This window comes from Pseudoalteromonas sp. BSi20429, assembly GCF_000238895.1.
GTDB classification, from domain to species: Bacteria; Pseudomonadota; Gammaproteobacteria; order Enterobacterales; family Alteromonadaceae; genus Pseudoalteromonas; species Pseudoalteromonas arctica.
The window spans coordinates 1-12,562 of record NZ_BADV01000089.1; the positions used below are offsets into that span (position 1 = coordinate 1).

At 40.5% G+C, this 12,562-nt stretch carries 8 protein-coding genes and 1 pseudogene; 4 read left to right on the plus strand and 5 right to left on the minus strand.

What is annotated here, in order from left to right; all coding sequences use genetic code 11:
• Positions 1-162: 162 nt before the first annotated feature.
• The 4 genes from P20429_RS03385 to P20429_RS03370 form a co-directional block, all read right to left on the minus strand.
• Positions 163-1,320 carry an ROK family transcriptional regulator gene (locus P20429_RS03385; protein ID WP_007586058.1) on the minus strand — a complete coding sequence of 386 codons (1,158 nt, stop codon included), beginning with the start codon at positions 1,318-1,320 and terminating at the stop codon, positions 163-165.
• A 74-nt stretch (positions 1,321-1,394) separates the two neighbouring features.
• On the minus strand, positions 1,395-2,636 hold the full coding sequence (locus P20429_RS03380) for a glycerate kinase (protein WP_007586060.1): 1,242 nt from the start codon (positions 2,634-2,636) through the stop codon (positions 1,395-1,397).
• Between the two features lie 10 nt (positions 2,637-2,646).
• Positions 2,647-4,227, minus strand: a complete 1,581-nt coding sequence (locus P20429_RS03375; protein ID WP_033027098.1) for a sodium:solute symporter — start codon at positions 4,225-4,227, stop codon at positions 2,647-2,649.
• Positions 4,228-4,423: 196 nt separating this feature from the next.
• Complete coding sequence (locus P20429_RS03370) at positions 4,424-6,865, minus strand: TonB-dependent siderophore receptor (RefSeq protein WP_007586065.1); 2,442 nt, start codon at positions 6,863-6,865, stop codon at positions 4,424-4,426.
• 196 nt (positions 6,866-7,061) lie between these two features.
• Between P20429_RS03370 and P20429_RS03365 the strand changes: the two genes are divergently transcribed.
• The 4 genes and pseudogenes from P20429_RS03365 to P20429_RS19875 all read left to right on the plus strand — a co-directional run bounded on the left by P20429_RS03365 (position 7,062) and on the right by P20429_RS19875 (position 11,094).
• Positions 7,062-8,363, plus strand: coding sequence for a trehalase family glycosidase (locus P20429_RS03365; protein WP_007586071.1), 1,302 nt, complete (start codon positions 7,062-7,064; stop codon positions 8,361-8,363).
• A gap of 16 nt (positions 8,364-8,379) precedes the next feature.
• Positions 8,380-9,357 carry a carbohydrate kinase gene (locus P20429_RS03360; protein ID WP_007586073.1) on the plus strand — a complete coding sequence of 326 codons (978 nt, stop codon included), beginning with the start codon at positions 8,380-8,382 and terminating at the stop codon, positions 9,355-9,357.
• On the plus strand, positions 9,354-10,553 hold the full coding sequence (locus P20429_RS03355; protein WP_007586074.1) for an AGE family epimerase/isomerase: 1,200 nt from the start codon (positions 9,354-9,356) through the stop codon (positions 10,551-10,553). Before P20429_RS03360 ends, P20429_RS03355 begins: the two co-directional genes overlap by 4 nt.
• A 157-nt stretch (positions 10,554-10,710) precedes the next feature.
• A pseudogene (locus P20429_RS19875) lies at positions 10,711-11,094 on the plus strand (GGDEF domain-containing protein).
• Positions 11,095-11,096: 2 nt separating this feature from the next.
• Here the strand turns inward: P20429_RS19875 and P20429_RS03350 are convergent.
• Positions 11,097-12,281 (minus strand): NAD(P)/FAD-dependent oxidoreductase, encoded by a 1,185-nt coding sequence (locus tag P20429_RS03350; RefSeq protein WP_007586076.1) that lies wholly within the window; start codon positions 12,279-12,281, stop codon positions 11,097-11,099.
• Positions 12,282-12,562 lie beyond the last annotated feature (281 nt).

Genomic DNA, 12,562 nt, shown 5'->3' on the forward strand with positions numbered 1-12,562 from the left:
AATTCGCTTAATTAAATAAGCTATTTTGAGGCTGGAAAAACGTGTTGATAGCTAGGCAAAAAAATTTGCTATTTAGTTGTTCTAAATGAGAATTTTTTAACGCAGGTAGCGACACGTTTAGCCCCGCAAAATGATTAAGTATTATTGCGGATTGGTATTAAGCTACAAACACAACTCTCTAAATGGTAATGTGGCTGCGCCAATTGATACCGGAAAATTATCAATATTAGAAACCACCAGCTTTGGCATAGGGCGTTTAGCGCCACGTCTAAATTGTGCATAAACCTCAGTTCGTGCAATAACTTTTTCAGCCAACTCTTTTGGAATATGGCCACCAATAATAATCGCCTCAGCATCTAATAAAGCAGAGCAACAGGTTGCCACTAAATCAAATGAGTCTTGAACTTTAAACAGCCACTCTTCAACGCCAGGCCAATCGGGGTCAAAGTTGTCATGCAGGTCGTAAATAGAAGTAACCGCTACGCCATTTTTTTTCAAAATACGTTTTAGTAATTCAAGATTAGGGTGGGCATATAATTTAGGCGGTAGCATGTCGCCAAGCTCACCTGCGTTTCCGTATGTACCGCGCAGTACGTCGCCATTATTTACAATACCACCACCAAATGCGGCCGACACAAACATATAAACAAAGTTTTTATATTCACGACCAATACCAGCAACACCTTCACCTGCGGCTGCGCCTGTAGCATCGTTAACAACCCAAGTTGGGAGCTGAAAATGCTGCGACACAATATCGATAATATCAACCTGCGACCACTCTTCTAGCATATGGTGGGTATTCATTTTCCCATCCATTGAGCTAAAAAAGCCAGAGATACCCACGCCCATTCCCAGTACTTTTTCACTTGGAATGTCACGCTCAGCGCTTATTTCTTCCACCAGCTTTTGTGCACATTTAAGCACATTATTAATGCTCATATCCGACATTAGCTGCATATGGGTGTAAACCACCTTTCCCGTAAAATCCATTACAGCAAGCGAAATAGCATCAAGTAAAATAGCTAAGCCAAAGGTAAATCCGTAATCGGGGTTAAGGGCAATGCCAAACCCCGGCTTACCTTTTTTATTAGGAATAAGCGTATCGCTTTGTACAATTACACCGTGCTGGGTTAACGACTTAAGTAAACGCGACACAGTTTGCTGTGGAATACGAGTTGCGCTCACAATATGACTTTGAGTTACGCACTTTTCCCAAAACACCACTTTTATAATATCGCGCTCAATATCTTGAAATAGCTTTTCGCCTTTTCCAAGCTCAAAACCAGAGCGTAATAAGTTACTGTTGTTTAACGAAAACATAGGTATTAACCCTAACAAAATTGGAGCACAAGATTACGTGAAACCATTATAAAGAACAAGTGGGCAAACTGCGCCTACTCAATCACTATCACTCTAAAATCGTTCACATTTGTGTTAGTTGGCCCAGTAATAATTAAATCATCAATTGCTTTAAAAAACTGATGGCTATTATGACCTTCTAACTGTGCGTGTAAGTTTTCGCCAGCATCTTGTGCGCGAGCAATCGTACTGCTATTTATATACGCACCTGCAACATCTTTACTACCATCTACACCATCGGTATCACAAGCAAGTGCGTAAATACCCGCTTCGCCATTAAGTGCCTCAGCCAACGCCATTAAGTATTCCTGATTGGGCCCGCCATCGCCATAAACATCAGCAACGGTTACTGTAAGCTCGCCACCTGAGAACAACATAACGCGCTTGCCTTGGGCTTTTTGCTCAAGAGCGATAGCCGCATGTTGCTTTGCAACTTCTTTAGCCTCGCCTTGAATATCATACCCTAGTACCTGGGTTTCCCAACCTTGATGTTGTGCAACACTTATAGCGCTATCAATAGCATGCTGTGCATTTGCAACAATAAAGTACTCACCCACGGTATCAGCAACTCGTTCTTGCTCTGGTTTTAATAAATGCGCTTCAACCTCTGCAATTACCGGCCAATTGTACTTTTGTAAAATAGCCAGTGCATCGGCTTTAGTACTGCCATCGCTAATGGTAGGGCCCGATGCTATATCACTTGGTTTGTCCCCTACTACATCTGAAATAATGAGCGTAACGTAATCCGACTTAGCGGCCTGCGCTAACTTACCGCCTTTAACAAGTGACAACTGCTTACGTACTACATTTATTTCATCAACGCTTGCACCACTTCTAAGTAAAAACTGATTAAGCTTTTGCTTTTGTGAAAAAGGCACATCATCAACAGGTAGGCACATCAACGACGAACCGCCCCCCGAAATAATAAACAAAATAGGAATATCAGCTGGATTATTTCTTACAAGCTCCAATAACTCTTTGCCAGCAGCTAAGCTGTTATCGTCTGGTGTTGGGTGGTTTGCACTAAGCACTTTAATTCGCCCAGTATCGCCGCTACTTTCGTAGCCATAACGCGTTACCACTGCGCCAAAACATTTATCACCATAAAAGCGATTAACTTCGGCGGCCATTTCAGCGGCGGCTTTACCCGCCCCCACTACACATAAACCTTTGCTTGCATCTATATTTTCTAAATACTTACTCATGCAAGCACTCGGTTTACAGGCATTTACCGCAGTGGTAAATAAATCAATTAAAAACGACTTTTTAGAATCCATTAGTCACAGCTCACGAAAAAATTGAAGGAATAGCTAAACAAATTAATATCATCACAATAAACATGCTAAGTAGCATAACGATATCTTTGCCAGTTAAAATTGAGTTTGACACTGTCTCGGCATTTTGTACTTTTGTTACTTCGTTTACTTCTCGTGGAATTAAACGACTCGTAACATAAATAATCACAGCAGCGCTTACAAAACCGATAAAATTCCACCAAAACCAGAAAATATCAGGCGCAAATACCGACACCAACAAGTTAATTAATACACCACTAATTAAGCCAATATTGGCATGCAATGCAGCACTGCGTTTACTTAGTACAGCAACTAAAAATACTGCCAGTATTGGGCCATAAAATAACGAGCCGACTTTGTTAATAGCTTCAATAATGGTCGGCGCTATGTCACCGGCAAAAAGTGATAGTACTAAGGTAATTGCGCCCCATGCTAAACCTAAGTATTTAGCTAACTTTAAGTAAGATGGTTGGTCTAGCTCTTTATTAGATATACGGCTGTAATCTTCAATACTTACCGCCGAAAGTGAATTAATTGCAGAACTAAGTGACGACATCGCTGCCGACAAAATAGCGACAACCAATAAACCAATTAAGCCATGCGGTAGGTAATCTAAAATAAATATAGGCATCATCCAATCAGGGTTATCTGCTGGAATTTTTGCTAAAAATTCAGGGTTACTCATTGCCAGAGTGCCAACAATTAAACCCGACACGCAATATAAAATAGTAATAGGAAAGCGCACTACACCATTTGCTAAAATCATGTAGCGTAGGTTTGTAGGATCTTTTGCACTGAGCGCACGTTGCGCTTGCGTTTGATCACACCCATAGTAAGAAGCGTAAAGTACCACACCACCAAAAATCATAGGCAAAAAGCCAAAGCCATCTCCACTAAAACCAAACGAATCAAATTTTATGGCTTCTAATCGGCTCGAATCAACATTAGCAATAAAGGTATCAACGCCACCTAAGTGATAAAGTCCAAAGCCAATACAAGCAATAGTACCCAGTACAATGATGATCATTTGAATTGCATCACCGTACACTACAGCTTTCATCCCGCCTTGCAGTGAATATAAAACGGTTATAACACCCGTTAGTACAATAGCTTGCCATGCTTCTATTCCCATGGTGCCTTGTAAAATAAGCGATACCGCGTAAATCATAATGCCGGTCGCAAACGCACGGCTAAATTGAAAAACCACACTAATAAGTACACGGGTTGAGCGCCCAAAGCGCATTTCTAGATAGTCGTAAATACTGACAATGCCGCTTTTATAAAGCTTGGGTAAAATAGTCGCTAAAATTAAAATCATCGCCAGCGGAACACCCAGCTCATACGAGAGCCATTGCATACCTCCACCTTCACGCAAACCAACAAATGCAGGAGCTGAAATAAAGCTAATAGCCGAAAGCTGAGTGGCCATTACCGACAAAGCCAAAGGTTTCCAACCTAAGCTTTTACCCCCTAAAAAGTAATCATTTTTATTGGTTTGTTCGCGTAGCATAAATCCCATTACCAATAAGGCACCAAGATAAAGAGCAACTATTGAAAAATCTAATATATTCATAATTAATTCGCGTATTCACAATATGAAAACACTGCGCCTTTTCAAAAATAAAATACCAAATGGCTACCTGCCCTTATCTTTTTAATAAACGAGCCTAGTCAAAAAGATAAACCTGTAGCTAACTTAGCTGAAAAATGCATCACAATGCAAAAAACCTATTAACCCCAAAGTGAGTTAATAGGCATAAAGCATTTATTTAAAAGTCGTATTTAACTCTTAAAGTAACGCGTCGTGGGAGAATTGGGCGACCGACAAAGTATGGGTTATCTGCCGTTTGGCTATTACCTAGACGAGGTGAACCTTCAGTAACACCGTCAGAATCAAACAGGTTAAATACCCCAACGCTTAAGCGTACTGTTTGCTCTGGTGCAACTTGCCAGTTATAGCCTGCATCAAATCTAAATAAGTGGAATGAATCAAGTTCTACCGAGTTTGCATCGTTAGCAAAGTTTTTACCTGTAAAGTTATGATAAATAGAAGCATCCCAGTTATCTGCGGTGTAGCTAATAGATGAGTTAAATAATATTTTTGGTTTGCGACGTAATTCGTTACCAATAATAGAAGGGTCTGAGTCAAATTCAGTAAATTCGTGATCGGTATAGGTCATATTGGCATCAACAGCCCACTCATCGGTAATATCGTAACGACCGGTAAGCTCAACACCCGTTGCTTTAGTTGATTGCATAACTGGCAGCTCTAATACACCCCCATTACCATCATTTACAAAGTCTACGCTGCGTCTGTCTTTTAAGTCAGTTCTAAATAACGCAATGCTACCGCTAAAGTCGTTATCAAAAAACTTAATACCAAGCTCGCCTTGCTCAACAATTTCGGCTTCGTAGTTGGCAGGCTCGCCTAAATCATTAAACTGAATACCTCTAATTTCTGGGAAGAAAAACCCGCGAGATGCATTGGCATATACATTTAAATTATCAGTTAAGCGATATAACGCCGCCCCTGATACAGCAAATTCAGACGTGTCGACTTCGCCGTAAGTCATTACACCACTGCCCGTAGTGTTAACTTGTAAGTTAGGTGCAAGCGTTGGATCATCTGAAATCTGAACTACTTGGCTGCCTTCGCGACTAATTTTTCCTTCAATTTCTTCGTAGCGAACACCAAAGTCAAAAATCCAGTCGTCACTTTCCATTTGATCCGCTACGTACAATGCTCGGCGGGTAGCGCTAATGGTTTGGTTAGTATAAGAAATACCTGGGCCACTAATACCATTTTGAGTGTACTGAACCTCGTCGCCATTAACATCTGTATACGTTAAGTCGATTAAGCGAGGATTGTTATTAAACTCACCTAAGTAAGTTGTAATAACGTTGTCGTCGTCGGCTTCACTGTGAGAGAAAAATGTACCGACTGTAATATCATGGCTAAAATCACCTACAAAAATACTTTTGATGATATTAAACTCTGCAGAAAAATCTTCAGCTGGGCGGTCGCGGTCTAAAATACGGTTAGCAAATAGTAAGTCATCACTTGCAAGTGCGACACCTGAATTAACATAAGAAAACTCAGCACCGCTTGCATCACCTAGCCCTCTGTTAGCTAAAAAGTCGTCTTGGCTTTCAGGTACATTAATAATACCGTCGCCGTCTAAAAATAAATTAAATTCGTGTTGGTATTTAGCGTATTTACTGCGCATATTAATGGCAAAATCGTTAGCGAGTTCTTTTTCAAACACCACTGAAATAGAACCACCTTTAGTAACTACACCATCGCTGATTGGCGATTCATAACGACCATTTGCTGTATCGTACGTTAAGTTAGATACTTGCGCCGTTTGCAGTGATTCGACTTCACGACCATCGTTACCAATTAAGCGCTCGCGGCTGTCGCCATCAAGTGGAATAGGTAAGTAAAACTGAGCTTGGTCGTCAATGTACTGTCCGTAAACAGTAAATGAGCCAGAGCCATCATCAAATTCTTTACGAATATTACCACGCAACTGTGTACCTTTAGTCTCAAGGCCTGTATCTAAAGGGCCCTCGTCGTAACGGTAAAAGCCAGAAAGCGCATAATATAAGCCATCTTCGTTAAGCGGACCGCTCGTTGCAAAATCTAAGCGAGTACGCCCTTGGTCAGAAAGCTCCATTTGTACGGTACTTTGCGGATCATCACTGCCCGTTTTAGAAATATAGTTAATAATGCCGGCCACAGAACCTTGGCCAAATAAATTAGATACACCACCACGCACAAACTCTACGCGTTCAATACCCAAATCATTACGGTAATACACATCAAACGCCGATGAGTTTAAACCAAAAACACTCAGTGTAGGTGAACCATCATAAGATAGCGGCGTAAATTGAAACTGACCCGATGAAGGTAAGCCTCTTACTTGTAGGTTAGTAGCGACTTCACCGCCACCGCCTTCTACTTTAATACCCGGAATATAGCGAAGCACATCCGCTTGGCTACTTGAAGACAGCTTTACCAGCTCGTCTTCACTAATAGATGTTACTGATTGTGGAGTGTCTGAAATAACACGCCCTTTACTGGTACCAGAGACGATAATACGCTCAACGTTGTTAGCTTTTTTTGCTGTATCTGGTGCAGCTTCTTCTGCTGCATAAGCGCCCTGTGCAAGGCATAAAGATACAATAGAGGCGATCGTTGTTTTATTCACGGGTATTCTCCAATTGTGCTAGTTGTCAGTGTGTATTTACTTAGAGTGTGGCTAAGCAAAGCCGAAATAATCAAGTAAACATGTTAGTTTTTTGTTACTTCGAACAGGATTTAAGCACAGAAAAAAAACATTTACAACCCATAATGAGTGCTTTAATATTATCAAAATCGGGAATAACACACAAAGAGCACCCAATATGACTACTATAAACAGCGGTAAAATTGACTCAGCAACGGCTTCATCGCTTGCAGACCTTGCTACTAAAACACTTATAGCAAATGACTTAGGTGGCTATACAGTACCAACACATGGCCTATACCCGTTTCAGTGGAACTGGGATTCAGCCATTACAGCACTAGGCTGGATGAAATCAGACGAAAGCCGCGCATGGCAAGAAATTGATGTGTTATTTTCAGGCCAATGGGATGATGGCATGGTGCCGCACATCTTGTTTCATAAAGATTCTGATACTTATTTTCCTGGTCCTGACGTATGGGGTTCGGATAAAAAAATTAAAAGTACGTCTATTTCACAGCCGCCAGTAGTCGCCACCGTAATGAAAGAAATGCTTGCCAGCGCTAAAGATAAAGCACTTGCAGAACAAAAAGTTAAAGCGTTATTTTCACAAGTAGTTGATTATCATTTATGGTGGTACAACGACCGAGATCCTGAAAAAACAGGCTTAGTAGTAACCTACCACCCGTGGGAATCGGGCATGGATAACAGCCCATCGTGGGATGATGCTCTTCATGCTGTGCCATGTGTAGATTGGGAATATACGCGCCGTGATACAAGTCATGTAGATTCTTCTCAGCGTCCACATAAAAGTGAGTACGACCGCTTTTTATACCTTGTAGACTTTTTCAAACGTAACAACTTTGACAGCAAAGTAATTTACGAAACCTGTCCGTACAAAATGAATGACCTAGGTATTATTGCTATTTTGCATCGTGCAACCAAAGATTTACTCAAAATGGGTGAACAACTTGGCTTAATCGATGCTCGCACTGATTACTTAGCACAGCGTTTACAAATAACAGAGCAAGCCATAAATACTTTATGGTGTGAACAAAGCCAGTACTTTTATTGCAGAGATGTTTTAACTAACAGCTTGGCTAAAGTTAAAACATCAGCCGCGCTATTAACTGTATATGCAGGTTTAACAAGCGATGAGCAAACTAAAATAATTAATACAGCCACCGAAGACTTTATTGAGTCGAGCCAATTTAGTGTGGCTTCTACTCACCCTAAAGAAGAAAAATACGAGCCACAACGCTACTGGCGTGGCCCGATTTGGTTACACATCAACTGGATGATAGCCATAGGCCTTAAAGAAGCCGGCTTTGTAACAACCGCCGAAAAAATTCAAGATGATACGCGCAACCTAGTTGTTAAGTCAGGCTACTACGAATATTTTAACCCAGAAACAGGTGCAGGCTGTGGTGGTAAAGATTTCTCGTGGACAGCTGCAATAGCATTACATTGGCTACTTGACTAACAACTAAGGCAAGATCATGAAACACACAATATGCTTTGGTGAAGTACTGGTTGATTTACTTTCAAATAAATTAAGCCAAAACAGCAACAAACACGAAGCGTTTACAAAGTTTGCAGGCGGTGCGCCTGCAAACGTAAGCGTTGCCATTGCAAAGCTAGGCGGTAATGCCTACTTTGCAGGAATGCTAAGCACTGATAGCTTTGGCGACTTTTTACATAATGCATTAAAAGAGCAAGGTGTAAAAACCGACTTTATGCGTTTTACCAACCAAGCAAAAACAGCTCTCGCGTTTGTATCACTCGATAACGATGGCGATCGCACGTTTGAGTTTTACCGTGATAACACCGCCGATTTGCACTTTAGTAACGATGACTTTAGTCGCGAATGGTTTGAGCAATGCGATATTTTTCATATTTGTTCAAACACATTAACCGACAAAAACATCAGAAACACCACCACTTACGGTGTTACATTTGCAAAACAAAATAACTCAATTGTGAGCTTTGATATTAACTTGCGCCTCAATTTATGGCCAAGCGATGCCAACCCTCGCGAGCATATTTTACCGTTATTAAAAGACTGCTCAATTATTAAAGCCTCAAAAGAAGAGCTTGAATACTTAGCGGGTGAGCAATCGAGCGATGAGTTTATTGCCCAAACACTTAATAACGGTTGTGAGCTATTTGTAGTTACCGATGCAGGCAACCCTATGCATTGGTATACAAAAAATGCCAAGCAAACGCTTCACCCTAAAAAGGTTACTATGGTTGATGCCACCGCTGCAGGAGATGCGTTTGTAGGTGGACTGCTATATCAACTAGGCTTACAAAACCTGACACCCAGCTCTTTTAGCGAGCTTTGCAACACGCCTGAAATACTAACAACTATTTTTGAATTTGCTTCGTTATGTGGTGCCCATGCCGCATCTTACAAAGGGGCATTTAACTCCCTACCTAACCAAAAGTCTCTACACGATTTTAGGAGCGAACTATGAAAAGCACACCTGATAACTTTAAAAGCCGTGAATTTTTAACGCAGCACATTAGCGACACACTAGCGTTTTATGAGCCAAATATTGACGACGAACATGGTGGGTTTTACCAAAACTTTTCTGATAACGGTGAGGTGTTTGATAAACACACGCGCCACTTAGTAAGCTCTACTCGCTTTGTATTTAACTATGCGCGTGCGTACCAAACCTTTAATGACGAAAAGTACCTAAACCGTGTTAAATCGGGGATTGAGTTTATTCGTAAGCATCACCTTGTTGAGCAAACAGGTGGCTACAACTGGTTATTAAAAGTTGAAAACGGCCAAGCCACCGTGCTTGATAACACCAATCATTGCTATGGCTTTGCATTTGTTATTTTAGCGTACAGCTGGGCATATCGCGCAGGTGTTATAGAGGCGCGCGAATACCTAAACGATACATTTCAAACAATGGAAACACATTTTTGGGATGCAAAAGCCGGTTTATATAAAGATCAGCATAACAGCGACTTTACAAAATGTGATTCATACCGCGGCCAAAATGCCAACATGCATACTTGTGAAGCACTTATTGCCGCCTATGAAGCCACAAAAGACGAAATATTTTTAAACCGTGCGCTCACACTTGCCGACAACATGGTTAACCGCCAAGCTAATTTAATGGGCGGATTAATCTGGGAGCATTACGATATAAATTGGCAGGTCGATTTAGAGTACAACAAAGACGATCCTAAAAATTTATTTCGTCCGTGGGGCTTTCAACCTGGCCATCAAACAGAGTGGTCAAAACTGCTTATGTTTTTAAATAAGCATAAGCCACAAAAATGGCTTATTGAACGCGCTCAAGCCTTATTTGATAACTCAATAAATGTAGCGTGGGATAAAAAGTACGGCGGTATTTGCTACGGCTTTGCTCCTGATAAAACTATTTGCGATGACGATAAATACTTTTGGGTGCAAGCCGAAACTCTGTGTTGTGCCGCGTATCTTTATCAAGCAACAGGGGATGAAAAATATCAGCAATGGTATGGCAAAATTTGGCAGTATTCGTGGCAGCATTTAGTTGATCATAAATACGGAGCCTGGTTTAGAATTTTAACCGCTGACAATAAAAAAATAGACACGATGAAAAGCCCAATAGGTAAAACTGATTACCATACAATGGGTGCCTGTTTTGATGTGCTCGAACTATTAAAGTAACTATGTAGTTATAACTTTTACAGTATTGTGTAGACCTTTTAACCGCCAGTTTGGCGGTTTTTTTCTTAAGTGTTAGCCCATTTTTAAAAATACAATTCCAAAAATCTCTAACTACTTACTTATTTACGATATAGATAACTTTAAAAACATTAACGATATCTATGGTCGTTTAGTAGGTAATAGCGTTTTAAGTGAATTTACCAATATACTAAAAAATTAAATGCCAAATAGCTCTCTAATTGCACGATGGGGAGGTGTAGAGTTTACTGTTATTTTATCAGGCACCTCCATAACCGATGCGATGGCACAAGCCAAGGAGCTAAAAGAGTATGTGGGCACTCATCCAATTGCAAATGTAGCATTTACTATAAGTATTGGGTTAGCAACGATACAAAAAGACGATACAGTGCTAAAACTACTGGAGCGGGCTGATACAGCGCTATATAAGGCTAAAAATAATGGACGCAATAAAGTATGTGTTAGCGATAACGATTCAACCGTTATCGCTCAATCAACTTACTTAAATGGGTTTATAGCCTAAGCTTAAGCGTGCTGCCCACAAGCAAATCCACAGCTCCACGCATATTGGAAGTTGTAGCCTCCAAGCCACCCTGTTACGTCAGTTACTTCGCCTATAAAGTATAGGCCTTTAGCTTTTTTAGCTTCAAAGGTTTTTGAGCTCAACTCGTCGGTATCTACACCGCCCAATGTTACTTCTGCTGTTCTATAACCTTCTGTGCCATTGGGTTTAATTTGCCACGCATGAATATAATTTACTAACTCATTTATTTGAGCATGGGTAAGCTGATTAATATTACAATCTGGTATCGCTTTGCTTTCGTGCAGTATTTCTATAAAGCGTTTAGGTAAAATAGTTGCAAGGCTATTTTTTAACGACTTTTGGGCTTGCGTTTCTCGCCAATCAGCAAGTTGCTGCCTTAAATCAATTTCAGGTAATAAGTTTATAGTTACAGCCTGCCCTGCTCGCCAAAATGAGCTTATTTGCAATATTGCTGGGCCCGATAACCCTCGATGAGTAAAGAGGATGTTTTCTTTAAATACGGTGCCGTCTTCGCTTGAAACTTCACAAGGGATACTAATTCCCGAGAGCCCTTCAAAACGCTCTTTATCATGCTGATGCAAAGTAAACGGCACAAGTGCAGCCATAGTTGGTAACACACTTAAGCCAAACTGCTCTGCAATTTTATAACCTATTGGTGTAGCCCCTAGTTTTGGCATGGTTAAGCCACCTGATGCTATAACTAACGACTCACAGCTTAAGGTTTCTTGCTCTGTGGTAACGCTATAGCCGGTTTCGGTTTTTGATACACTGATCACTTCACTGCGTAGCTTTATATTTACTCCGGCCCACTCACATTCGGTTAGTAAAATATCAACAATGTCTTGTGCATTGTTATCGCAAAAAAGCTGGCCTAGTGTTTTATGGTGATACGCCAAGCCATGTCTGTCGACCAGCTCAATAAAGTCATGCTGTGTATAACGACTTAAGCATGATTTAACAAAATGAGAGTTTGTGCATAAGTAGTTATCCGGGGTTGCATTTTCATTTGTAAAATTGCAACGCCCACCACCACTTATTAAAATTTTACGACCTGGTTTTTTCCCCATATCAAGTACTGTAACGCTTCGGCCACGGTATCCAGCTTGCGCTGCACACATTAATCCTGCTGCTCCCGCACCTATTACAATTACATCTACTTGGGTCATTTATTTATCTCATTAAAAAATTTGCTCGATTATAGCAAAGTTTAATAGCTAACAACGCAGCATTTGAATTATTAGTAATAACACAACAAAAACACATCAGTAATAAGTAGGGAATAATTACCCTCACAATAAAACAACCCTTTATACTTATTTTTAATTTATATGACAAATACTAAACAACGAGTAAACCGCTAAAAACCTGGGTTATAACTAAATGAAAGAGGTACATAATAAATTGATATTTTAACCTGGTTAACAGATCGTTTACTTTTGTTCCCGCA

Bases quoted from the DNA above. Each gene is read 5' to 3' on its own strand.
- P20429_RS03350 (WP_007586076.1), bottom strand. From the start codon at position 12,281: ATGACCCAAGTAGATGTAATTGTAATAGGTGCGGGAGCAGCAGGATTA.
- P20429_RS03355 (WP_007586074.1), top strand. From the start codon at position 9,354: ATGAAAAGCACACCTGATAACTTTAAAAGCCGTGAATTTTTAACGCAG.
- P20429_RS03365 (WP_007586071.1), top strand. From the start codon at position 7,062: ATGACTACTATAAACAGCGGTAAAATTGACTCAGCAACGGCTTCATCG.
- P20429_RS03385 (WP_007586058.1), bottom strand. From the start codon at position 1,320: ATGTTTTCGTTAAACAACAGTAACTTATTACGCTCTGGTTTTGAGCTT.
- P20429_RS03360 (WP_007586073.1), top strand. From the start codon at position 8,380: ATGAAACACACAATATGCTTTGGTGAAGTACTGGTTGATTTACTTTCA.
- P20429_RS03380 (WP_007586060.1), bottom strand. From the start codon at position 2,636: ATGGATTCTAAAAAGTCGTTTTTAATTGATTTATTTACCACTGCGGTA.
- P20429_RS03375 (WP_033027098.1), bottom strand. From the start codon at position 4,227: ATGAATATATTAGATTTTTCAATAGTTGCTCTTTATCTTGGTGCCTTA.